Genomic DNA, 24,144 nt, shown 5'->3' with positions numbered 1-24,144 from the left:
TTTATGAGAATCTAATGAGAATCTAATTTTCTTCTTTTAAGGAAGATATTTGATCTGCTTCAGTTGAAGTTTCAAAATCTGAAACATTGATAACCGAAACTATTTCTGGAACATATTTTTTGATGGTCATTTCAACACCAGACTTTAAGGTCATTTGGTTGACAGAACATGCTATACATGCACCTGTAAGGCGAACTTTTACAATATTATCTTCTACAGATACTAATTCGATATCGCCTCCATCTGAATTTAAGAATGGTCTAATTTCAGTTAAGGCCTTTTCAACTTCTGAATATTTTTCTTCTGGAGTCATGATCTTTTACTTTTTTTAATTTTTTGCCGAACAACCTGCCATCGTTGTAATACGAACGGCTTCTGTTGGAGGCAAAGTATTGTTACGTTCTACTAAACTTTGTACTGCGTTACGTGCAATTTCTTTGTAAACATTAGCTACAACAGTATCTTCTTGCATTGCAGCTGGACGACCAACGTCAGCAGCTTCGCGAATAGATTGTACAATTGGAATTTCGCCTAAGAAAGGAACACCAATTTGTTCTGCTAAGTTCTTTGCACCATTTTGTCCAAAGATATAATATTTGTTGTTAGGTAATTCTTCTGGTGTAAAATACGCCATATTTTCTACAATTCCTAAAACTGGAACATTAATCGCTTCCATTTGGAACATTCCAACTCCTTTTTTAGCATCTGCTAATGCAATATTTTGAGGCGTAGAAACCACAACTGCTCCTGTAATTGGAACTTGTTGTACGATAGATAAATGAATGTCACCTGTTCCTGGAGGTAAATCGATTAATAAGAAATCTAATTCTCCCCAATGTGCATCACGAATCATTTGATTCAATGCTTTTGCAGCCATCGGTCCTCTCCAAACAATTGCTTGATCTGTATCAGCAAAAAATCCAATTGATAATAACTTGATTCCGTAAGCTTCTACTGGTTTTATTTTCGTTTTTCCATTAACTTCTACAGAATATGGACGAGCATCTTGACAATCGAACATAATTGGCATAGAAGGTCCGTAGATATCAGCATCTAATAAACCAACTTTGAATCCCATGTTTGCTAAACTAATTGCTAAGTTTGATGAAACAGTAGATTTACCAACACCACCTTTTCCTGATGCTACAGCGATAATATTTTTAACACCTGGTAATTCTGAACCTTTGATTTCGTTCGGATTTTTTTCTTCAACTTCAACAGAAATGTTAAGTTTAAGATTTGACTCAGGTAAATTTTCTTTAAATGCATTTTTCAACGCAATTTCCAAACGCTTGCGTTCGTGCATTGCAGGCGAAGGAGAAACAATATCCAAAATAATATCATTTCCCATCACTTGAGCGTTACGCATCCAATTGCGAATACCCAATTCTTCTAATACTTGATATATTTGATCTCTTGTGTAAGCCATCTTTTAAATTTAATGCGACAAAATTACGAAGAATCAAAGACTTTAAATAATCTAAAAACGTGATTTTAATTGTTTTGCTTTATAATTTGATAAATAGACTTAATTTGATGTATATTTAAACTTTAAATCTGACTATGGAAGAGCATATTATTTATCTGACGAATATAAGAAAACAGATTATTGATGAGCTTGAACAACACTCTCTGAAACAACTACTTTATATACCTGTTGGCTATAAAAACAATTTGTTTTGGAATGCGGCTCATGTTTTGGCAACACAACAATTGATCCATTATTATTTAACCGATAATAGGATGTTGGTCGATATTCAGTTTATTCAGAAGTATAAAAAAGGAACAATTGGAAATACGGAAGTAACGGAAGAAGATGTGACAGAATTGAAGGAAATGTTGGAAAGTACACCAATGCAGATGTTCAAGGATTATCGTTCGGAAAAACTATCGTATTATCGATCATATAAAACAAGTTTTGGTATGACATTAGAATCGATTGAAGATGCAATTTTGTACAACAATATTCACGAAGCAATGCATTTGGGCTATATGATGGCGATGAAAAAGAATATTCCTTTTTAAAATCAAACGCAGAATAAAATTTAAAAATTTAGATGTTAACATACAGAGATGCTAAACGAAGCGATTTAGAAAAAATAACAGAAATTTATAATTCGACAATAGCTTCGCGATTAGTAACTGCCGATACAGAACCAGTTTCAGTTGAAAGTAAAGCAAAATGGTTCGAAGAACATTCACCTGAAAAAAGACCACTTTGGGTTGTAGAAAATGAATTGAAAGACATTGTAGGTTGGGTAAGTTTTCAATCTTTTTATGGAAGACCAGCTTATGATGCAACTGTAGAAATTAGCATTTATTTAGATGCTATGCAACGTGGAAAAGGTTTAGGAAAACAAGTGTTGGAATATAGCATTACGAAAGCAGCAGAATTTGGAATCAAAACGATTTTAGGTTTTATTTTTTCGCATAATGAACCGAGCTTGAAATTATTCAAACATTTTGGTTTCGAAGAATGGGGAAATTATCCCAATATTGCAATTTTAGACGGAATAGAAAGAAGTTTAACTATTTTAGGAAAACGAATCGCATAAAAAAACCCTCACTTCATTTGAAGTGAGGGTTTTTTTTGTTTATTATGTCCCGTCCTGAAATAGCGATACAAAAAAGAAATCGTTATTATGGAAGAAAGAAGCAATTATGTCAAACGTACTCAGCGAGATTACAGTATGTCTTTTAAGTTGAATGTTGTAAAAGAAATTGAGTCTGGGAAATTATCTACTGTGGGCGCTTGCCGTATGTATGGCATCCAAGCCCGAAGTACAGTTATGAGTTGGCTCAGAAAATTTGGTAGCTTTGATTGGGAGAACCAAACACCCTCGAATATGCCAAAGTCACCAGAACAAAAGATCATGGAGCTTGAAGCCCAAGTAAAGCTTTTGCAAAAGCAGAAGGCTTTACTTGAGAAACAAGCTTATGTGGCTGATAAAAAAGCCATTATTTTCGATATGATGATTAACCTTGCCGAAGAGGAATATCAAATTGATATACGAAAAAACTCACCACCCGAACTATCGAATCTTTCCGAAGGGAACAAAAAGAAACCATAAGTTTCTCCTGTGAATTGTTCGGGGTGGACCGACAGGTTTATTATCGTCATTTAAAGCGAAGAGCAAAGCAGCAACAAAATGCACAGCAGGTTGTGGATTGGGTAGCAGAGCTGCGAATGATTCATCCAAAAATGGGTGGAAAGAAACTGTATTTTCTTTTGAAAGAGAAACTTGAAAATTTAAGAATTGGCAGAGACAAATTCTTTGACTTCTTAAGGGCTAACCATTTGTTAATCATTCCTAAAAGAAGTTATCACAAAACTACCAATTCGTATCATCGTTTTAAAAAACATAAAAATTTGATTAAAGATTATCAATACAAAAAGCCTAATAATGTTTGGGTATCAGACATAACTTACTTGGGGAACAGAGAAAACCCAGCCTATTTAAGCTTGATAACCGATGCTTATTCTAAGAAAATCGTAGGCTTTGATGTGTCGGATTCTTTGGCTACAGCATCTTGTTTAAATGCTCTAAAAATGGCATTGAAAAAAGAAAACCCGAAGAGTCTTATTCATCACTCAGACAGAGGCTTACAATATTGTTCCGATGATTATCAAAAGCTATTGAAAAAGCATAAAATCCGTTGTAGTATGACACAAGAATCAGATCCTTATGAGAATGCCATAGCCGAAAGAATCAAGGGAATTTTAAAACAGGAATATGATATTGATAAATTTAATGTAGATTTGAATACAAGAAAGATTTTGGTCAAAAAACCGTAGAGATTTATAATGAGTTAAGACCGCATTTGTCAAACTATTATTTAACGCCGATGCAAATGCACCAACAACAAGAATTAATACCAAAATCGTACAAAAAGAAAAACAGTACAAATACGAATATATGTACTGTTTAAAATAAAATTTTATTGGTCTAATCCTGTATCATTTTTTCAGGACGTTACAAGATAAATTTTATTTACCAATACTCCAAATCAGTGCTTTTTCTTTAGTTGCTCTGTAAATTGTAGCATGTTCTTCTTTCGGTTCTGGAGAATAATTCCATTGTAGATTTGGAAGTTTTTCTTGCGTTAAAATATTCTTCAAATCATCTGTATAAGGCAAAATATCACTTGCTCCAGATCCTGCAAACCATAACTTTTTTGGAGTTGAAGGAAATTTAGCTAAATCATTTTTTGAATTCAATAACATTTTTTGATCGTTCCACCAAAGTGAAGGATCAATTGCAATATAATAATCAAACATTTCGGGTTGTTTCAGAAAAGTTTCCATGATAAATAATCCAGCCAACGATTCGCCAATAATCCCTTTTTGGGATTGAGTGCGATACTTTTTCGTGATTTCAGGAAATAATTCATCCTTGATAAAACTTCTAAATTCATTCGAACCTCCCACAAAATTGGCTATTTTTTTGTCTTCTTCATTTTCGGTTGGGGGACTCAAATCTTTGCGACGTTGTATATTTTCTATACCAACTAAAATAACTGGTTTAATTTTTTTCGAAATAATCAAACTGTCCAATGTGTTTGCAATATGTGGAAAATCTTCTTTTGTTCCGCCATCTGGCATATACAAAACGTATAATGAATCTTGAGAAGTCGAATATTCTTTTGGAACCCAAACATTAATAATTCGCTTTTCATTCAAAATTTTAGAATCAATTGTAAATGTTTCGTGTTTCGGAATTGGATCGTCGTAAACAACGGGATTAGAGTTTTTGCAAGATGTCAAAAAACTAATAGAGATAATAATTAATAAATAGTTAAAAATCGATTTCATAGTGTATTAAATTATACCCGTTGTGCATTTTGATTGATAAATAATAAAGTTGTTCATTTGATTCAAAAAGAGTAAATTCATTTAACTTCAAAATATTTACAATGATCAACTTACTTGCAAATTACGAAAAAATATTGTAAGTTCTACGAAAATTATCCACAGATACACTTTTAATTTATAAATTTAGATGACCTAAACTTCTTTTTTTTAGGATTCATAAGTCTTGTCTTAACAGCTGAATTTATGGGTATTGATAGTGAAAATTATTAATTTTGAAATCTCCCTTAAGTGCTAAGTTGTAAAATTCAGCGAAGTATTTACAATCGTAGAAAACGTAGATTATCAGAGCAAATTAATAGTATTCTAACTAAAATTACTGCACTAACATTGAATCAGTACATTAATAAAATATACTTTAATTGAAATATTAAAAATCTAAAAACTCATATATTTCTATTGTGTTTAGATAAATAGTGTGTTAAAAAGTGTTAAATTCCTGTATCGGTGTATATCGAAAATGACACTTTTCTGTATCGGTTGTGTATCCGCGCTGTATCCATTCTGTATCCATTGTATATCCGTTCCGTATGGTTTGTTCGGTGTTCGTGTATCGAAATGTAAACATTATGTTTCTAAATATTAGTATTGAGAGGGTTGGATATCCCCCTGAATTTTCCAGTATAAATAAAGCTACATATTTTAAAAATTGTAAATTATTATTAAACTCAAAGATCGTATTTTAACTAAAGCTTTATACCTGTTATACATTTGATTAATAAATAATAAAGTTGTCCATTTAATTAAAAATAAGTAAATTAATTTGAATACAAAATATTTACAATGAACAACTTACTTTCGAATTGCGAAAGAATATTAGAAGTTCTACTAAAAATATCCACAGATACACTTTTAATTTATCAACGTAGAAGACCTAAACTTTTTGATTTATAAATCATGTTTTAACAGCTGAATTTATGGGTATTGATAGTGAAAATCATTTATTTCGAAATCTTCCTATAGTGCTAAGTGTAAAATTGAGCGAAGTATTTACAATCGTAGCACTTAAGGGAGATTATCAGCGAAAATTAATAGTATTCTAGCTAAAATTACTGCACTAACAGTGAATCAGTACATTATTAAAATATAATTAAATCGAAATATTAATAATCTAAAAACTCAAATTATTTAAAATGCACAACGTGTATTTTAATATTAAATAAAAAAGACCACTTAAAAATATTAGTCTTTCTCAAATTATTTTCTAAAGAGTTTTTAATACTCTAAAAATCTCACTTTATCTTCGATTGGTTGACGAACAGCTTCTGGAGAATCTCCTTCAATTTTTCCCATATAGAAAACACCAACACATTTTTCGCCTTCTTCCATAGTTGTAAACTCATCAACATTGGCGATAATATTTGCTGGAGAAGACCAATATGCACCAATGTTTAGCGTACTTGCCATTAACCACATATTTTGAACAGCCATAGAAGTTGCAGCTAATTCTTCCCATTCAGGATTTTTTTCTGTGTTGATAAAATTGATTAATACAATTTTATTCGACTTATCACATTTCTCAATTAATGCATTTATTTTTCTGTCGCTCAATTGATCTGTTGGCGTTCCTTGCACATAAACACGCTTTACGTATTCGCGGAAACGGTCTTTTGCAGGACCTTCTAAAACGACAAAACGCCAAGGTTCTGTTTTTTTATGAGATGGTGCCCAATTTGCTGCCTCAAAAATTTGATTCAATTCTTCGCGCGTAATTTCTTCTTGATTGTATTGCGGAGGAAATATAGAGCGTCTATTTTTTATGATTGATAATAAATCGTTTGCATTCATGTTGTAACAAATATTAATTTTATTCTACTAATCAAGCAAATTTACATTAATTTCAATTAAACCAACGTTAAGATGAAAACATTAGACTACAACAAAATTGAATATTACAAAAACAATAAATTCCAATTTGATATCGGGAAATATTTCAATCAATCCTTAGAACTTTTCCAAAATAATTGGCAGCCATTTGTTATTTATGCTCTTGTCGCAGCCATTATTTATATGTTTACTTCGTTCACTGTAATCGGATTTCTTTTTGTGATGTATCCACTTATAATGGGATTTATGATTGGTGCAGAACGTGCAGAAAACAAAATGTCATTAGAATTGGGTGAATTTTTTGGAGGTTTCAAAAATATAGGAAGCTATTTCCTTTTAACGCTTATCGTTATGGGAGTTTCGCTTGTCGTTTTGTCGCCTTATATTATTTTTTCTTTTTTACCACTTATGTTTAATGATCCCGAAAATGTAAATCCAGCATTAATGATTGGTTCATCACTTTTCGGTATGTTATATATCTTAGTGGCGACGATATTTTTATTATTCCTACAAGCGTGCATTTATCTGGCTCCGTATCTTATTCATTACGGAAACATGAGCGCTATTGACGCAATGAAAACTTCTTATGCAATTGTAAAAAAGAATTTTTGGTGGATGGTTTTAATGGCGATTGTGGTTAGTCTGGTTGCTTCAATTGGTGCTATTGCTTGTTATGTTGGTGCTCTTGCAACCTATCCAATTGGCTATATGATGGTATACTTTATGTTAAAAGATATGATTTTGACAGATGATGAAAAAACAGAAATTGATCTACTTGGTACAAATCAAGAATAATATTAATTTTATCGAATGTTAGCAAAGCATTCGATTTTTACGAAAATGAATGAATTGGGAGCTGCAAAAGTTCCCTTTTTTTTTATGATCGATTTTTTAAAAGAAAATGGAGAAGTAATTCCGTTAAATGAATTACCTGATGAGATAAAATTTGAAATAGATTCGCCAAAAAAAGAATCTTTTCAGAAAGATTTTAAATTCAATAAATTTCCGATTTCCTTTGACGAATATTTGCCAAAATTCAATTATGTTCATGAGAATCTTTTGTTTGGAAATTCATATTTAACGAATTTAACGCTTCCAACAAAAATTGAAACAGATTTGTCTTTGAATGATATTTTTCAGTTTTCTGAAGCAAAATATAAATTGAAATATAAAGACGAATTTGTTTGTTTTTCTCCTGAACGTTTTGTGAAAATTGAAGATCAAAAAATCTTTTCAAATCCTATGAAAGGAACTATTGATGCTTCTATTTCAAATGCAAAACAACTGATTTTAAATGATAAAAAAGAAGCTGCCGAACATGCTACAATTGTCGATTTAATCAGAAATGATTTGAGTCTTGTTTCCGAAAATGTTGAGGTGATAAATTATCGCTACATGGATGAGGTGAAGACAAATGATACAACATTGTTACAGGTGAGTTCCGAAATTAAAGGTGATTTGAATGATGATTATTATCAAAATTTAGGAACGATTTTCGATCAACTTCTACCTGCTGGTTCTATTTGTGGTGCGCCAAAAAAGAAAACCATCGAAATTATTTTAGAAGCAGAAAAGTATAATCGAAATTTTTATACAGGTGTTTTCGGTGTTTTTGATGGCGAAAATCTTGATAGTGCTGTGATGATTCGTTTCATTGAAAATAATCAAGGCGGATTGTTTTTCAAGAGTGGAGGAGGAATAACGGCAAAAAGCAAAGCGAAAGCAGAATACGAAGAATTAATACAAAAAGTATATGTTCCAATTTATTGAATCGATTTGTTGTGTGAATAAACAACTTCGAAATTTAGAATTTCATCAAGCGAGATTTGATCGAACAAGAAATGATAATTTTACCGAAATCAATCCGATTTTATTAGATGAAATTATTAAGTTTCCGTCAGACTTAACAGACGAAAAATATAAAGCTAGAATTGTTTATGATCGCGAAATTCAATCGGTAGAATTTCAATCGTATCAAATCAAACCAATTGAAAGTATTCAACTTTTTGAAATCGAAAATAAAATTGATTATTCCTACAAATATTTAGATCGTTGGTTTTTTGATGAGTATTTAAAAGAATCAAAAACAGATGATTTGGTCTTGGTGAAATCAAATTATATTACCGATTGTATTTATTCGAATATTGTTTTTTTTGACGGTTCTCAATGGATCACGCCGCGAAGTTTTTTGTTGAAAGGAACAATGAGAGAAGCTTTGTTGCAATCAGGCGAAATCATTCAGAAAAATATAAAAGTTTCAGATTTAGTTAATTTTAAATCATTCAAACGAATCAATGCGATGATGAATTTAGACGAAAGCCAAGAATTGGATATTTCGTTGTTAATTCAATAACTCTATTAAATTGATAGAGTATTGTTTGCGTTTTCATTTTTTAACATTACCTTTGCATAACTTATCAAGAAAGGTGGAGGGATTGGCCCTGTGAAACCTTAGCAACCAGATGACTTATAATCTAAGGTGCTAAATCCAACCTATTAGAGGGAAAGATGAGTAAAAGTATTTCACTTTTATCTGTTGGTTTCTTGAAAGTTTTATGATAATTAAAAATGAAAAGAAACAAATTTTTACTTGCTTCATTCGCATTTATTTGCGCATCTACACTTTTTGCTCAAGAAGTTGAAAAGGAGGAAACAAATCTTAACGAAGTTATTTTAATCGGTGGTCGTACATCAGAAAGAACGGTGGTTAATTCGTCAGTTCCTGTCGATATTATCGATGTTGAGAAATTGAAAACGTCTTCTCCTCAATTGAGTGTGAATGATATTTTGAATGTGGTTATTCCTTCTTTTAATTCTGTTCGTCAATCATCTGCCGATGGAACGGAGCATATCGATCCTGTGACATTGCGTGGAATGGGACCAGATCAGGTTTTGGTTTTGATTAATGGAAAACGACGTCACACAACTTCGTTGGTGAATTACCAAAATACAGTTGGAAATGGTTCTGTAGGAACAGATTTAGGCGCAATTCCGATTTCAGCAATTGATAAAATTGAAGTTTTACGTGATGGTGCGGCTGCGCAATATGGTTCTGATGCAATTGCGGGAGTTGTAAATATTGTTTTGAAATCTAAACCAGGTGGTGATGCATCTTTGACGTATGGTCAGACTTCTCGAAATGATGGTGAAACGTATAATTTTAACGGAAGTTATGGAACGAAATTAGGACAATCAGGTTCAATTGTTTTTTCGGCTGTTGTAAGTGAACGTAAAAAAACAAATCGCTCGAAAGATCATAATTTAGATATTTTTGGAGATAATTTCGCGTACGATTTTGCAGATGATCCAGATGTAGCAAGAGCTGTGGATGACGCTAAAATTGCTGCTTTAGGGCTTTCGAGAAAAGATTTTAGATTTCAAATTGGAGATGCGGCAATCAAGAATCAACAATTTTTTGTAAATGCTGAAACGGCGATTAATGATCGATTAGATTTTTATTCATTTGGAGGAGTTTCGTTGCGCCAAGGTAATGGATTTGGTTTTAGAAGATTGCCAAGTGAATTGTCTGAAGATGCGTTAAAAATTTATCCAAATGGTTTTCAAGCAACGTTAAAATCTAATGTAAATGATTATTCAAATTCTACAGGATTACGTTATTCATATGATGGATGGAGAGTTGACTTGAGCAATACTTTTGGATTAAATTCATTCAAGTATGATTTAGAAAATTCAATTAATCAATCATTAGGCTTAAATTCTCCAACCGATTTTTACGCTGGGAAACATCAATTTTTACAAAATACAGTCAATTTAGATTTTTCGAAACGAATCAATCAAAATGTTAGTTTAGCGTTTGGAGGAGAATATCGTTTTGAACAATATAAAATTGAAGCTGGAGATGAAGCGTCTTATTCAGGTTCTGGATCTGAATCTTTTGTAGGGTTTTCTCCATTGAATGTTGTAAAAGGTGATCGTCACTCAGTTGCGGCTTATGTAGATGGAGAATTGAAATTTGGAGATTTTACGGCTGATTTAGCTGGACGATTTGAAAATTACTCAGATTTTGGAAGTACAATCAACGGAAAATTAGCGATGCGATATGAATACGCAAAAGGATATTCGGTTCGTGGAGCGATTTCGACAGGATTTAGAGCACCTTCTTTACAACAAAAATATTTCAGTAATTCGTATACCGATTTATTCTTGAATGATAATGGTGATCAAGTTTTGGTAACAAAAGGAATTATTCGAAATGAGTCTGAATTGTCGAAAGAAATTGGTTTGGATAAATTAAAAGAAGAAAAATCAATCAATGCAAGTTTAGGTTTAACATTTCGTCCGACTTCAAAATTATTTATCACATTGGATGGATATTTTATAAAAGTTGATGACCGAATTGTCTTGACTTCTGATATCACAGATCCTGCTTTAGAAAAATATAATGTTGCGACAGCACGTATTTTTACGAATGCAATTGATACTGAAACCAAAGGTTTGGATTTAGTAATTTCCTATGATACTCGTTTAGGTCGAGGAAAATTGAATGCAAGTTTATCAGGAAATATCAATGAAACAAAGATTGTCGGTTATCATTTTCCAACCGCTTTGACAATTCCAACAGATGAATTTTTTGGTCCTGATCAAGTCAATATTATCGAATCATTAAGTCCAAAAACAAAAGCAACTTTAGGATTGAATTATGCAATTTCTGGATTCAATTTTATGGTGCGTAACACGTATTTCGGAAAAGTGACAAAAGATGGATATCCTTGGGGAAGTATCCAAGAACACACGGGAAAAGTGGTGACAGATGCATCGATTGGTTATGATATCACAAAGAATTTCAACTTTACAATTGGTGCAAATAATTTGTTTGATGTTTTCCCAGACAAACAAGTTTACGAAAATTCTTATTATGGAGTTTTTCCGTATGCACCGGTTCAAATGGGGATGACAGGAGCGTATTATTTTGCGCGTGCAAGTTTTAAATTTTAATCAATAATAAAATATTCTAAGTGTCAATTTTAATGTAAATTCAAACATTCAATTGGCATTTTTTTGTGTATGGCGCATTCAAAAATTGGTTGGAAAACCGCAGCAGCTTTAGTGATTTCGAATATGATCGGAACAGGTGTTTTTACCAGTTTGGGTTATCAAATTTCTGATTTAAAAAATACAACTTCTATCTTATTATTGTGGTCAATAGGAGGATTGTTAGCGTTGATTGGCGCATTTATTTATTCGGAATTAGCTTCAAAATTTAAACAATCAGGAGGAGATTATATTTATTTATCTCGGACATTTCATCCCGTTTTTGGTTATTTATCAAGTTGGATTTCTTTATTCGTTGGTTTCTCAGCGCCAATTTCTTTAGCGGCTTTGGCAATGGGAAAATACTTGAATGTTTTCGGGTTTGATTTAGGAAAAGAATTTGCAATAGCCATGATTTTGATTGTTGCCGTTTTTCAATCATTCAGTCTAAATTTGAGTAGTAACTTTCAGAATATTTTTACTATTCTAAAAGTTGTATTTATTGTTGTTTTAATTGCTTTAGGTTTTTATTTTGCTCCAGCAGTTGAGCCAAATGCGGTAGTTTTTGATTCGACTTGGAAAAATGAATTGTTACTTCCTGCATTTGCGACGTCTTTGGTTTATGTTACTTTTGCTTATACAGGTTGGAATTCGGCTTCATACATCGTAGAAGAAATTGAGCAACCAAAACAAAACTTACCAAAAGCACTATTTATAGGCGTTATTTTTGTCACGATTTCTTATGTTTTGCTAAATTATGTTTTCTTGAAACATGCATCAGCAGCAACTTTGGCTGGACAAGAAAATGTTGCAAATATTTCGTTCGGTAATCTGCTTGGAAATAATGTAAAATGGGTGAGTTGCTTTATTGCTTTACAATTGATTGCGACGATTAGCGGTTATTTGTGGATTGGTTCTCGTTTGACGCAAGCCACAGCGCGCGAAAATAAATTGTGGAATTTTATGGCGAAAGAGAACAAAAATAGAATTCCAGTTCGTGCAATTTGGGTGCATACAGCAATTAGTATTTTGCTAATTTTTTCAGGAGATTTTGAAGTGATTTTTACCTATACATCGTTTGTTTTACAAATATTAGCAACATTAGCAGTTTGTACAGCTTTCTTTATCAAACAAGATCAATTAACTATTATCAAAAGTAAATTCTTTTATATCTTGCCTGCTATATTTTTAGCATTTAGTTTATATATCTGTTATTTCGTTTTGATGCAAAAACCAAAAGAAAGTTTATTTGGTTTAGGTATTATTGCATTAGGAATTGTATTATTCTATTTTGATAAAAGAATTGAGAAAGAGAATTAATCACAAAACCCACTCAAATTTGAGTGGGTTTTTATTTTTTAATCTTTTATTCCGTTAAAAATATATTGTAAAATAGGGTTGATTTCTGGATTTTCAAGATGTTTTTTGAAAATTTTGGTATGATATTTTGGTTTATTAATCATTTTACGTTCAACTAATTCGTCAATTGTATCAATGTATTCAACTGAAGTTTTTCCAATCAATAAATTATCCAAAGAACGTCCTTGATCGACATAATTCAAAATCGTTTTCAAACCTTTCAAGTAAAGTGCATCTTTTGTAAAACCACCACCACGATAAACGCGAGTTGTCAGATAAAATGCGTCTTCTGGTTGCATTTTGTATTCTTCCATCAAAACCATAAACGTTTCATTGAACGATTTTCCGCTTGTTAACATATGAACTGCCATAACGCGTAAACCAAGTTCTCTTAATCGGCTATGATTAATAGAATCAGAATAATATTCACTTAAAATTGCTAAACCTTCTTGAGTTAATGTATTTACAGGTAAACCAATACTAAAGATTTTTAATGGTTGATCCAACGCATTCATGGTTGTCACCATGTGAACTCCAATTTCGTGCTCAATTAAACCATTTGTAAAACGTTTGTCAAACTTAACGCCACGTTTAATCACAACTTTTCTCTTGCTATTGATTACAAGTGCTTTTGATGCGATATCATCCGAAACTTCGATGTCAAATTTGAAACCATAATCATTTGTAGCATTTCTAAAAAGATTAACCACTTCTTCCTCTGTATAATTTCCTTGTTTATCCATTCTAAATTCAGGACAATAAAGGATAAAGTTCGCATTTTCGATATCTTTTTTGGATGGTTCGCCAAAGTAACGCAACGAATTGTATAAGAATTTATCCGTACCAAGATTGGCTAATAAATCGACCTTATCAAAATAAGCGTTAATCGTATTAACATACATATTTTGAATACTAATATCATTGATTTTTTCGACTTTAATATTCGATAATTTTCGTTTAAATTCGAATGGATCAATGTTAAGCGGATTGTATTTAAATTGTGGTTCGTATGTATATTTTGAAGCTAAAAATTTCTTCTTTTCAAATTCTAAATTGATCGGATTGATAACACTTAACAATTCAAAATTCTGAACCAATTGATACAATTGTTTATCAATTTTAACCAAGTCAGATTCTAATTCATTGTGCAAAATATTTACTTGCTTAGAACCTACTTTGTACGTCGTTTCTGTTTTTACAAACTCATAAGCATGGTTAAGAATTGCCGATTTGAAACCTTCTTTTATTTGGTTAATAATCTCCGGAAAAGATTCTCCAGTTAATTCATCACAATAAATTTTCGAAACTTCTGTCGCTAAAACCAACGTATTTTTGAATCGATTTGTAACAAATTCTAACAAATATCCTCGTCCATAAAATACATCGTTAATCGCCGAATAATTGTGAATATTTTCTAACTCAATATTTGCCAATTCATCGCGCCAACTTTCTACATAATTTCCGTAACGTTCGTTATCAACTCGTTCCGCACCAATGTTGAACACAGGAACCGGACGATCCCAGCGTTTCCAATTGTACGAATGAATATCATAAACCAAGCATGACTTAAATTTAGTTTCAAGCTTGTTGATTAAAGCTTCTAAAACTTCATAAAAAGCGTGATGTTTTGCAATACTTTTTTGTTTTTGAGAAACCGACAAAGGCTCTTTCCAAACCTGTTTTCCCCAAGCTTCTTCGTACACAGCAGTTTCTGGACCACGATTTAGATCGTATTCAAATCGAGAATCACAACCTTGAATTAAGATTGGAAAAGTTTCTACAAACTCAGCAGTATGCGGATCTTCCTCGTACCAACGTTCATAATTGCTTAATAAACATTTTTCGCGAATATCTTCGCGCATTTGTCCACCATCATGAATGGCAGCACAAACGTAAGGAATGTATTCGTCGATTTTTATTTTGAATGATTCGTCTTCTGCATAAGCTTCAAATACAATTTCGTTCTCAATATTCTCTAAAATTTGCTGTATACTTATGGATTTCATGCTTTAAATTCTTTATATTTCTCCAATAACATCGACACGATTTGTTTCTGAATTTCGTTGTTATTGTTTACATTATTGTGAGGAACAATTCCTCCAGGACTTACTACATTTAGCTCAACCATTTTTCCGTTAATCAAATCGATACCACAAAAATAAATTCCATCTTCATTTAATTGTTTTCCTATTTTACGGCATAAATCTAACTCATGTTCACTCATTTCGTGTCTAATCGCAGAACCACCAGCCGAAATATTAGAACGGTGGTCACCTTCTGCAGGAACACGCATAATTGCACCAATCGGTTCACCATTAATCACAATAGCGCGAACATCACCTTTTTCTGCACCTTCTATATAATTTTGACAAATAATAGGCTGAGAATATCCGGTATGATTGATATAAAAATCGCAAATCGAGCTTAAGTTACCAATATTTTTTCGTTCGAAAAGTATAACACCTTTACCACCCATTCCGTCTAAAGGTTTGATGATAAATTTCTCGAAATTATTTTCTTCTACAAACGATTTTATCAAATCAATATCTTTTGTAATAAGTGTTTGAGGAACAATTGTTTCTAGACCATCATCAAAAGATGCGGCGTATATTTTATTATTTGCTTTACGTAATCCCGAAATTTTATTCACGAAGAAAACTTTATCTTCGATTAATTCTAACATATTCAACAAAAGCGGATCAATTGGTGGATCGGCTCTCATAAAAATTATATCAAATTCGGTCAAATCTTTTATACTACTTTCAAATTTCATCGTGTGATAAAACTCAACACAATCATTTGTTTCTGTAGTAATCATCTTTTTGCAGTTTCCCACAACTTTGCCCTTGGCAATAGAGATATCTTTTTTTGTTAAATAGGATACTTCAAATCCACGATCTACGCATTCTTTAATAATTCGCATAGTGGTGTCTTTACTTGGTTCAACCTTGTCCCAAGGATACATTACGAAGCATATTTTCATATAAATAAAAAGGGTATTAAAATCAATGCAATAATAACTAAAAGTTTGATACAAAAAATGATCTATAAAAAATTATAGAATATTTATTTTTATTCTATGAAAGATATTGATTTCTAATGATTAATAAAAGAAAATGGTGATTGATTTTTCAATTTCAATCACCATTTGGTTGGTAAACTATAAACTATTTATTTCTTAAACGATCAATTGTTTCTTGAACTTTAGGATCATCAGCTTTTACGCTGTAGTAATCTGCAATTTTTCCATTTTGATCAAGAACCAAATATCTCGGTATCCAATTTAAATCAATCCCTGTGCCAAAATTGCCTTTCCAGTTGTTCCCTAAGTAAAAGTGTTGACCTTCAATTTGATATTTTTCAATACCATTTTTCCAAGCTTCCTCATTCTTGTCCATTGAAAGGTAAACAAAGGTTACATCAGGATTTTTTTCGTGCAACGATTTCAAAGCTGGCATGTTTTTGATACAATCTCCACACCAAGTTGCCCATAAATCTAATAGAACAATTTTTCCTTTATAATTCGAAAAAACTTTTTCTAAGGTTGCCGAATTTCCATCCAAATTAACTACACTATCTTGCAAAGCAGCAGCGGGAAACTCAGTTTTCATCACCGACGGAATATTTTGCGCAAACACATTCATTCCAATAAATAATATAAAAACGCTAATTATTTTGTTCATGATAAATTTTTTTATCGATTTCTTGTATTTTCAAAATCTATACCAATTTAGTAGATTTTAAAGCGAAGTTAAATATTTATTTCGAATCATTGCAAAAAGATGTAATTTTGTTTCATGCAAAAATATCTGATTATTGGGCTTGGTAATATTGGTGCTCAATACGAAAATACTCGTCATAATATTGGCTTCAAGGTTGTTGAAGAAGTTGCTAAAAAAGTTGATGCTAAATTTTCGCCATCAAATTTTGGTGAAGTGGCACAATTCAAATACAAAGCGCGTCCAGTTACGTTATTAAAACCAAATACATACATGAATTTGAGTGGAGATGCGGTTCGTTTTTGGATGAAAAAAGAAAATATTTCTTTAGAGAATATTTTTGTCATTACGGATGATTTGAACTTGCCTTTCGGAACAATTCGTATGCGTGGAAAAGGTAGCGATGGTGGACATAATGGTTTGAAGGATATTCAAAATAAAGTTGGCGGACAAAATTATGCGCGATTACGCTTTGGTGTAGGAAATGAGTTTTCGGAAGGTAAACAAGTGGATTATGTGTTAGGCGATTGGTCGGCAGAAGAAAATGAAAAAATGAATGAACGATTAAATTTGGCTGCTGATGCAGTTTTGTCGTTTGTTTTTCAAGGATTAGAGAATACAATGAATCAATATAATGGTAAATAAAATTTTAGGAGTTGCAATGATTGCGGGAACACTTTTTTTAGGTTCTTGTGCAAGCAATTCGTCAAGTTCAGAAGGAAAAGAAGCGAGAATAGAAGAAGTAACTTCGACATTAGATAATGTAAATGAAATCAATTTCAAGAACAAAAAGAATGTTTTGTTAGACGTTCGTACACCTGAAGAATTTGCTGAAGGTCATGTTCCTGGAGCGGTAAACATTGATGTAAAAAATCCAAATTTCGAAGAAGAGATTCAGAAATTAGATACAAAAAAGAATTATTTCATTTATTGCAAATCTGGTGTTAGAGCAAAATTAGCAACAGAAAAAATGCAAGAAAAAGGTTTCAAAAATGCGAAGAATTTCAAAGATGGAATGTCGACGTACAAAGGAACTGTAGTAAAATAATGGAAGGATTTCGTCCCGAAATATTAAAAGAAATTGTCACAACAAAAATGTCTTTCGGTAAATACGAAGGGCGATTGTTGTGCGATTTACCTGTTTCTTATTTGGAATGGTTTGTTGGTAAAGGTGGTTTTCCGAAAGGAAAATTAGGCGTTTTATTATCCACCGTTTACGAAATAAAACTAAATGGTTTAGAAGATATTATCTACGAATTAAAACGTCAATTTGGTTAAACTTCCCATTCATAAAAATTTGCATCATCGCGCAATTGAAATCCAGCACTTGGATATAATGAATTTCCAATATCATTCGTAACACTGGTTTCTAACAGCATCGCGCAAGCATCAGTTTTACGGCATAAACTTTTTGCTTCTTCAATCAATTCTCTTGCAAAACCTTGTCCGCGAAATTCTGGCGAAACAAATAAATCATTCAAAATCCAAAAACGTTTCATTCGAGTAGATGAAAATGAAGGAAACAATTGTACAAAACCAACGGCTTTTTCGTCTTTATTATAGGCTAAAAAGATAACCGATTCATCATTTACAATTCTGGCTCTTAGAAATTCTTCTGCTGCTTTTACATCAGATTTCTTATCATAAAATTGACGATATGCATCAAATAAAGGAACCAATTCGTCTAAATTATTTATAGTAGCTTGTTTTGTCATGATTCTGTGATTAAATATTCTTTTTTATTGTATTTATCTACAAAATATAATTGATTATTTCTGCATCTCATTTCCCCAAAAACAGATTTTATATTTTCTAATACAATTTTATATTCAAGTGTAAATATATTTATTGAAATAAGATTTATATCTGGATTTTTAGTAGAATTCCATTGTTGTAAATATATCATCGAATTGTGTTTATAAAACCAATCTCCAAAGATTTTATTATTCAATTCTTTAATTTCTGGATTAGAATTAAGCGAGAAAAAAGTTGGACCAAATCGAATTTCTCCAGCAAATTGTTTTTGAATTATTAATGATTCATATTCTATAAAATTTTCCCAATCCATAATCTTCAAATTCTATCATTTTCAAATTAAATTATCCATACAAATTACTTCCATCCAAATATTCCCAAACTTTTGGAGGTAACATTGGCTTTATATTTTTTCCATCTTTGATTGCATTTCTGATAAATGTAGAAGATATTTCCATCAAAGGGGCTTCAACTATTTCGACATTATCGTAATTTTCTTCTTGCGAATAACCAGGACGCGGATAAACATAAAATTGATAATCGCGCATTAAAATATCGGCATTTTTCCATTTCGAGATTCCATCCAAATTATCAGAACCCATAATCAGTGCAAAGTCATGCTCAGGAAATTTTTCGTTTAGATGAATTAACGTATCAATTGTGTACGACGGTTTTGGTAAGGTAAATTCGATGTTAGATGCACGCAGATTAGGATAATCTTTTATCGCTAATTCTACCATTTCTAATCGATCATATTCATTTGCCAAAGAACTTTTTTTCTTCAACGGATTTTGAGGCGAAACCACAAACCAAACCTGATCCAAATCGGTGAATTGTTGAAAATGATTGGCAATAATTAAATGTCCGACATGAATAGGATTGAATGATCCAAAATATAAACCGACTTTCATAAAATTGATTTTTTAGAAAAACAAAAATACGATAATTGTAGAATAAAAAAATCCAGCCGAAGCTGGATGATATGTTTAGAATTTTACCAATTCTTTATATAGCTTGTGTGTAGGAAGTCCCATTACATTGAAATAACTTCCATTCATATTGTCCACACCAATATAACCAATCCATTCCTGAACGCCGTAAGCACCCGCTTTATCGAAAGGTTTGTAATTGTCAATGTAGAAATAAATTTCTTCGTCTGTTAAATCTGCGATAGTCACTTGTGTTTCGTCTGAAAAGGTAACTTCTTTCTCTACAGAACGAATCGTAACTGATGTATAAACAGAATGTGTTTTTCCACTCAATTTTTTAATCATTTCGTACGCTTCCTCTCTATTCGAAGCTTTTTCTAACGATTCATCATCTACCCAAACAGTTGTATCCGATGTAATAATCAAATCATTTGGTTGAATATCCGTATAAGCTTTTGCTTTTTTAGCAGAAAGATATTCGGTGATTTGTTCTTTCTTGAATTCGTTGCGATCAAATGTTTCGTCAATATCCAATGAAATTGTCGAAAATTTCAATCCTAATCCAGCTAAAAGTTCTTTTCTTCTTGGCGATTGTGATGCCAAAATGATATTGGTATCTTTTAATTTTTCTGTTAATAACATTTCAAATTCTTTTATACAGAAGCTACTTCTTCTGCATTATACCATTTGTTTTGAACTTTCAAAATTTGTTCTAATAGATCGCGAACGCAACCTTTCCCTCCGTTTTCTGGTGAAATATATTCTGAAGCTTTGCGTACATCCATACAAGCATCGTTAGGACAAGCTGATAATCCAACTAAATTCATCACAGCTAAATCTGGATAATCATCGCCCATATACGCTATTTCATCAGGATCTAATCCATAAGAAAAAAGTAAATCTTCGAAAGCTTCTACTTTATCACGTTTATTCACGTAGATATCAGTTAAGCCTAAATATTTTAAACGATTTACAACAGCTTCATCTCTTCCTCCAGTAATCACTGCAATTCGTATTCCTTGTTTGATGGCTAATTGCATCGCATAACCATCGCGCGTATTCATTGTTCTCACCATTTCGCCAGTTGGTAATAAAATTAAATTTCCATCTGTCAAAACTCCATCCACATCTAAAATAACGGTTTTAATGTTATTTAGTTTTTCTTTATAACTTATCATTTTTCGTAAACTCGTTTGATTGAATCTGTCAATATTTGGTAAATCTGTAATAATCTCGAATCATCTTGTAAGGCCTCTAAATGACGATCAACAATGACTTGATCTCCACGTTTTGCTGGACCAGTTTGCGCATCTTTAGGACTCATTTCGATTACTTTATTTGCTGTTTCTTGTATAAGAGGCAACAAAACATCGAACGGAACATTGTTTTGTTCACAAATATTTCCAGCGATATAATATAAATGATTGACAAAATTATTTGCCCAAACACCTGTCATATGTACTTGCATTCTACTTGCAAAATTTAGTTCGTGAACTTCGTTTGAAATACGATTTCCTAATTCATTCAATTTTTTCAAATCTTCAGGATTTTCTGCTTCGATGAAAAATGGAATATTATCATAACGCATTGTTCTTTCTTTCGAAAAAGTTTGCAATGGATAAAAAACGCCTTTTCGGTAATCGCCTTTCAGAACAGACATTGGAGAGGATCCAGAAGTATGAACAACCAAAACATCATCATACGGAATATAATGAGAGAATTCTTCGATTCCAGAATCGGCACTTGCAATAATATAAATGTCTGCTTTTTCTATTTCAGAAATTTTATCAGTATACGAAATTCTATTTGCTTCTCCGATTTCTCTAGCATGTTCTAATGTTCTATTGAAAATTTGTCGAACATTGCAAGTGTTTTCGATTAATGCACGAGTTAAGTGAAACGCAACATTTCCTGCACCTAATATGACAATTGAACTCAATGTTTTAGCAATTTTTTGATTAATATTAATTGAATGATAAATGTAAGTTTTTCAACCGAGGAAAAAAATTTTAAAAAAAAATTAAAAATTCTTGTAACATTTTTGAAGTTGTTGCGTCTTATTAGTAAAATCATCCAACAATTGGGTTTACGTATTATGTAAAACATAGTACTTTAAAATTTAAAAAAAGTTTAAAAATTTTGTAACAAAACATTTTTTAAAACGTCTAATTAGGAAAAAGTACGGACAACTCTTATTATGTATTATGTAAAACATAGTACTGTTAAAAAATATTAACTATGAAATTAAACAAATTTACTTTAGCTATTCTTTTCTCCGTTTGCTCTATTTACGGATTCTCGCAGGAACAACATCCTGTGAAAGGAAAGATTGAAAATGCAAAAAATGAAGCGGTTGGTATGGCTGCGATTCAGATTTATAAAGCAGATTCAAAAGAATTATTCGATGAAGTGTATGCGAACGCAGACGGAACATTTGAAATTCCAGATTTAGAAGACGGAAATTATCGTTTGGTGATTACAGAATTTGGTTATCAACAATCTGTAACAACTGCAGAGGTAAAAGGAGGTGAATTAAATTTAGGTAACATCATTTTACAAGTAGAAAAAGCGGAAACCGTAGAACTGAAAGGAGCATTTGTTCGTGCGCAAACTTCACAATATCGTAATGAAATAGATAAACGTGTTGTAGAAGTGGGGAACGATTTAGTTTCTGCTGGTACAGATGCTGCATCGGTTCTGAATAATATTCCTTCAGTTAATGTTGACCAACAATCAGGTGCTTTATCGTTGAGAGGAAATGAAAATGTAAAAGTTTATGTAGATGGTAAGCCGTCGTCTCAATCTGCAGCTCAATTACTGAAACAAATTCCTTCTAATCAAATTCAACGTATAGAAATTATCACAAATCCGTCTGCTAAATATGAAGCTGATGGAAAATCTGGAATCATTAATATCGTATTGGTAAAAGGACAGAAAAAAGGGTATAATGTTGGTTTGATTGCTGGATACGAGCAAGGTAAAAAATCACGTTTCAATTCATCTGTTAATGCAAACGTAAATGTAGGAAAGTTCAATTTATTTGGTAATGTAAATTATGCAGATCGTCCATCTAAACAAAATGGTATTGGTCAGAATTATTCTGATAATATAGATCAGTTGTTTGATATTCAGAATAATAAAAATAGAAATTTATCTTATAAAGCAGGTTTTGACTGGTTTATTAATGATCAAAATGCATTGACAGTTTATACAAATCAATGGAATGGAGATCATAATGCGTTAATTAATACAAATATTTTACAAGGTGTAAAAAATGATTTGAATAGAAATGATATTTGGTCAGATTCAAAAAGTTCGGATTATAGTTTAAACTTCAAACATGATTTCAAAAAAGAAGATCATAATATTATTTTGGATGCATTTTATTCGACAAGTAAAGAAGATGATGATAGAGATTACACCAACACATACCCAAAAAGTAAGTTCTATCAAGAATATCGAAATGATAAAACAACGAATACTCGAATCAATTTAGATTATACGAATCAAATAAAAGATGCTGGAAAATTAGAAACAGGTTTACAATTCAGAAGAGAAACGAATGATAATATTTTAAGATCTACAGATATAATTACTGAAAATGCTGTAAACTTTAATCCAAATGTTGATTTTGAATTTGAGCGTAAATTCTATTCGGGTTACGCGAATTATAAACAAAAATTCAACAAATTCGGAGCTCAAATAGGATTGAGATTAGAACGTGTAGAGGATGATGGAAATTGGTTATTTGCGCCTAATAACTCTGGAACTTTGAAAAAAGATTATACAGATTTATTTCCATCTGCTTTCTTAACATATGATTTGACAGAAAAGGATCAATTATCATTTAACTATAGTAGAAGAATTGATCGTCCAGGAATGTATCAGTTAACACCTGTACCTCAGTTTACGACAGCTTTAATGTCAAGTAAAGGTAATCCAGAACTTAATCCAGAATATACAAACTCAATTGAATTAGGGTATTTGAAACAATTGAAAAAAGGATCAATTTCAGGAAATTTATTTTACCGTCATGTAACTGATAATATTATTCAGACTTTCAAAAAAGATCCAGAAGTAGAATCAGCTTTTATACAATATAATATGAATTATGATAAAGTGAATAGTTATGGAGTTGAAGCAAGTTGGAACTATAAATTAACTAAATGGATGAGTACTTATCTTGCCGGAGATTTTACTTCATCAGAAATGCAAAGTGTTATAGAGGATGAAAATAATAATCCTGTTGTTAAGAAAATTACAGCGAATACATTGTCATTGAGAATGAATAATACTTATACATTAACAAAACAATTAAGTTTACAACAATTTGGATTCTTCAGAGGTAAAAATAAATTTTTACAAGGAGAAATGTTAGATATGTGGCGTATGGACTTAGGAATAAAATATAGTTTTATGCAAGGAAAAGCATCATTTTCAGCTCGTGTAAATGATATTTTCAATACAATGAAAGCACGTGTTAATATGGATAATCCATACGAAGGTTTTGCAAAATTCAAATGGGAATCAAGAACATTTTATTTAGGATTTAATTACAACTTCGGTGGTAAGGTAAAATCAAGAGCCGAAGCTCAACAGAATAAAACTGAGCAAAATGGTGGTGGAATAGGATTACAATAAATTAAAAACATTCTTCATTTAAATATTCTTAGGTAGTATCTTACTAACTGTG

Annotated in this window: 26 protein-coding genes, 2 pseudogenes and 1 riboswitch; of the genes and pseudogenes, 15 read left to right on the top strand and 13 right to left on the bottom strand. The window is 31.6% G+C overall.

Going from position 1 to position 24,144, the window contains the following annotated elements; translation table 11 throughout:
- Positions 1–22 precede the first annotated feature (22 nt).
- Positions 23–313, bottom strand: a complete 291-nt coding sequence (locus B3792_RS03575; RefSeq protein WP_114998704.1) for a NifU family protein — start codon at positions 311–313, stop codon at positions 23–25.
- Between the two features lie 15 nt (positions 314–328).
- Positions 329–1,429: an Mrp/NBP35 family ATP-binding protein gene (locus B3792_RS03570; RefSeq protein WP_114998705.1), complete on the bottom strand. Its 1,101-nt coding sequence runs from the start codon at positions 1,427–1,429 to the stop codon at positions 329–331.
- A 134-nt stretch (positions 1,430–1,563) separates the two neighbouring features.
- Here B3792_RS03570 and B3792_RS03565 point away from each other — a divergent pair, with 134 nt between their 5' ends.
- The 4 genes from B3792_RS03565 to B3792_RS03550 all read left to right on the top strand — a co-directional run bounded on the left by B3792_RS03565 (position 1,564) and on the right by B3792_RS03550 (position 3,796).
- Positions 1,564–2,025: a DinB family protein gene (locus B3792_RS03565; RefSeq protein ID WP_038336414.1), complete on the top strand. Its 462-nt coding sequence runs from the start codon at positions 1,564–1,566 to the stop codon at positions 2,023–2,025.
- Positions 2,026–2,057: 32 nt separating this feature from the next.
- Positions 2,058–2,555, top strand: coding sequence for a GNAT family N-acetyltransferase (locus B3792_RS03560; RefSeq protein WP_260509600.1), 498 nt, complete (start codon positions 2,058–2,060; stop codon positions 2,553–2,555).
- An 87-nt stretch (positions 2,556–2,642) separates the two neighbouring features.
- Positions 2,643–3,071, top strand: a complete 429-nt coding sequence (locus tag B3792_RS03555) for a transposase (protein ID WP_291068905.1) — start codon at positions 2,643–2,645, stop codon at positions 3,069–3,071.
- A gap of 23 nt (positions 3,072–3,094) precedes the next feature.
- Positions 3,095–3,796, top strand: coding sequence for an IS3 family transposase (locus B3792_RS03550; RefSeq protein ID WP_291068903.1), 702 nt, complete (start codon positions 3,095–3,097; stop codon positions 3,794–3,796).
- A gap of 192 nt (positions 3,797–3,988) precedes the next feature.
- Here B3792_RS03550 and B3792_RS03545 read toward each other — a convergent pair whose 3' ends face one another.
- Entirely contained in the window at positions 3,989–4,813 is an 825-nt protein-coding gene (locus tag B3792_RS03545) for an alpha/beta hydrolase (RefSeq protein ID WP_291068901.1), read from the bottom strand.
- Positions 4,814–4,914: 101 nt separating this feature from the next.
- Here B3792_RS03545 and B3792_RS14180 point away from each other — a divergent pair.
- Together B3792_RS14180 and B3792_RS14175 are read left to right on the top strand one after the other, a co-directional pair.
- Positions 4,915–5,218: pseudogene (locus B3792_RS14180) on the top strand (IS982 family transposase); the annotation flags it as partial.
- A gap of 435 nt (positions 5,219–5,653) precedes the next feature.
- Positions 5,654–5,870, top strand: a pseudogene (locus tag B3792_RS14175) (IS982 family transposase); the annotation flags it as partial.
- Between the two features lie 215 nt (positions 5,871–6,085).
- Here B3792_RS14175 and B3792_RS03540 read toward each other — a convergent pair.
- The gene (locus tag B3792_RS03540; protein WP_291068899.1) at positions 6,086–6,658 is read right to left on the bottom strand and encodes a nitroreductase family protein; all 573 of its coding nucleotides are present in this window, start codon (positions 6,656–6,658) and stop codon (positions 6,086–6,088) included.
- 72 nt (positions 6,659–6,730) lie between these two features.
- On the opposite strand from B3792_RS03540, the gene B3792_RS03535 reads away from it, so the two are divergent.
- From B3792_RS03535 to B3792_RS03515, 5 genes are all read left to right on the top strand, one after another.
- Positions 6,731–7,492, top strand: a complete 762-nt coding sequence (locus B3792_RS03535) for a hypothetical protein (protein ID WP_291068897.1) — start codon at positions 6,731–6,733, stop codon at positions 7,490–7,492.
- 15 nt (positions 7,493–7,507) lie between these two features.
- Positions 7,508–8,467, top strand: coding sequence for an aminodeoxychorismate synthase component I (locus tag B3792_RS03530; RefSeq protein WP_291068894.1), 960 nt, complete (start codon positions 7,508–7,510; stop codon positions 8,465–8,467).
- Positions 8,451–9,050 (top strand): aminotransferase class IV, encoded by a 600-nt coding sequence (locus B3792_RS03525; RefSeq protein ID WP_291068892.1) that lies wholly within the window; start codon positions 8,451–8,453, stop codon positions 9,048–9,050. Before B3792_RS03530 ends, B3792_RS03525 begins: the two co-directional genes overlap by 17 nt.
- A 58-nt stretch (positions 9,051–9,108) precedes the next feature.
- Positions 9,109–9,212: riboswitch (SAM riboswitch) on the top strand.
- 53 nt (positions 9,213–9,265) lie between these two features.
- Positions 9,266–11,653: a TonB-dependent receptor plug domain-containing protein gene (locus tag B3792_RS03520; protein ID WP_291067034.1), complete on the top strand. Its 2,388-nt coding sequence runs from the start codon at positions 9,266–9,268 to the stop codon at positions 11,651–11,653.
- Positions 11,654–11,722: 69 nt separating this feature from the next.
- Positions 11,723–13,009, top strand: coding sequence for an APC family permease (locus B3792_RS03515; protein WP_221855630.1), 1,287 nt, complete (start codon positions 11,723–11,725; stop codon positions 13,007–13,009).
- A 38-nt stretch (positions 13,010–13,047) separates the two neighbouring features.
- Here B3792_RS03515 and B3792_RS03510 read toward each other — a convergent pair whose 3' ends face one another.
- From B3792_RS03510 to B3792_RS03500, 3 genes are all read right to left on the bottom strand, one after another.
- Entirely contained in the window at positions 13,048–15,054 is a 2,007-nt protein-coding gene (locus B3792_RS03510; protein WP_291068889.1) for a flavohemoglobin expression-modulating QEGLA motif protein, read from the bottom strand.
- Positions 15,051–16,031 (bottom strand): glutathione synthase, encoded by a 981-nt coding sequence (gene gshB / locus B3792_RS03505; protein ID WP_291068887.1) that lies wholly within the window; start codon positions 16,029–16,031, stop codon positions 15,051–15,053. Before gshB ends, B3792_RS03510 begins: the two co-directional genes overlap by 4 nt.
- Before the next feature lie 184 nt (positions 16,032–16,215).
- On the bottom strand, positions 16,216–16,731 hold the full coding sequence (locus B3792_RS03500) for a TlpA family protein disulfide reductase (protein WP_291068885.1): 516 nt from the start codon (positions 16,729–16,731) through the stop codon (positions 16,216–16,218).
- A 114-nt stretch (positions 16,732–16,845) separates the two neighbouring features.
- Here B3792_RS03500 and pth point away from each other — a divergent pair, with 114 nt between their 5' ends.
- The 3 genes from pth to B3792_RS03485 are packed head-to-tail and all read left to right on the top strand — an operon-like array spanning position 16,846 to position 18,045.
- A complete protein-coding gene (gene pth, locus B3792_RS03495; RefSeq protein ID WP_291068883.1) occupies positions 16,846–17,412 on the top strand; it encodes an aminoacyl-tRNA hydrolase in 567 nt (188 codons plus the stop codon).
- The gene (locus tag B3792_RS03490; RefSeq protein WP_280035392.1) at positions 17,402–17,815 is read left to right on the top strand and encodes a rhodanese-like domain-containing protein; all 414 of its coding nucleotides are present in this window, start codon (positions 17,402–17,404) and stop codon (positions 17,813–17,815) included. Before pth ends, B3792_RS03490 begins: the two co-directional genes overlap by 11 nt.
- Positions 17,815–18,045: a DUF3820 family protein gene (locus B3792_RS03485; RefSeq protein ID WP_280035391.1), complete on the top strand. Its 231-nt coding sequence runs from the start codon at positions 17,815–17,817 to the stop codon at positions 18,043–18,045. The genes B3792_RS03490 and B3792_RS03485 overlap by 1 nt, the downstream gene beginning before the upstream one ends.
- Here B3792_RS03485 and B3792_RS03480 read toward each other — a convergent pair.
- The 6 genes from B3792_RS03480 to B3792_RS03455 form a co-directional block, all read right to left on the bottom strand.
- Entirely contained in the window at positions 18,042–18,482 is a 441-nt protein-coding gene (locus B3792_RS03480) for a GNAT family N-acetyltransferase (protein ID WP_280035390.1), read from the bottom strand. The two genes, B3792_RS03485 and B3792_RS03480, sit on opposite strands and share 4 nt — an antisense overlap.
- Positions 18,479–18,835, bottom strand: coding sequence for a hypothetical protein (locus B3792_RS03475; protein ID WP_280035389.1), 357 nt, complete (start codon positions 18,833–18,835; stop codon positions 18,479–18,481). Before B3792_RS03475 ends, B3792_RS03480 begins: the two co-directional genes overlap by 4 nt.
- Positions 18,836–18,866: 31 nt before the next feature.
- Positions 18,867–19,433: a nicotinate (nicotinamide) nucleotide adenylyltransferase gene (gene nadD, locus B3792_RS03470; RefSeq protein WP_291068879.1), complete on the bottom strand. Its 567-nt coding sequence runs from the start codon at positions 19,431–19,433 to the stop codon at positions 18,867–18,869.
- A gap of 75 nt (positions 19,434–19,508) precedes the next feature.
- Entirely contained in the window at positions 19,509–20,093 is a 585-nt protein-coding gene (locus tag B3792_RS03465; RefSeq protein WP_291068877.1) for a Maf family nucleotide pyrophosphatase, read from the bottom strand.
- An 11-nt stretch (positions 20,094–20,104) separates the two neighbouring features.
- Positions 20,105–20,629 (bottom strand): KdsC family phosphatase, encoded by a 525-nt coding sequence (locus B3792_RS03460; RefSeq protein ID WP_286479257.1) that lies wholly within the window; start codon positions 20,627–20,629, stop codon positions 20,105–20,107.
- Positions 20,626–21,390: a Rossmann-like and DUF2520 domain-containing protein gene (locus B3792_RS03455; RefSeq protein WP_280035387.1), complete on the bottom strand. Its 765-nt coding sequence runs from the start codon at positions 21,388–21,390 to the stop codon at positions 20,626–20,628. Before B3792_RS03455 ends, B3792_RS03460 begins: the two co-directional genes overlap by 4 nt.
- Before the next feature lie 299 nt (positions 21,391–21,689).
- On the opposite strand from B3792_RS03455, the gene B3792_RS03450 reads away from it, so the two are divergent.
- A complete protein-coding gene (locus tag B3792_RS03450) occupies positions 21,690–24,092 on the top strand; it encodes a TonB-dependent receptor (RefSeq protein WP_291068874.1) in 2,403 nt (800 codons plus the stop codon).
- The last annotated feature ends 52 nt before the right edge of the window (positions 24,093–24,144 follow it).

Origin of the sequence: Empedobacter sp. UBA5924 (genome assembly GCF_002431085.1) — a bacterium.
Lineage (GTDB): Bacteria > Bacteroidota > Bacteroidia > Flavobacteriales > Weeksellaceae > Empedobacter > Empedobacter falsenii_B.
The sequence above is the reverse complement of the archived record's forward strand: the minus strand, read 5'-3'. Positions and strand labels throughout refer to the sequence as shown.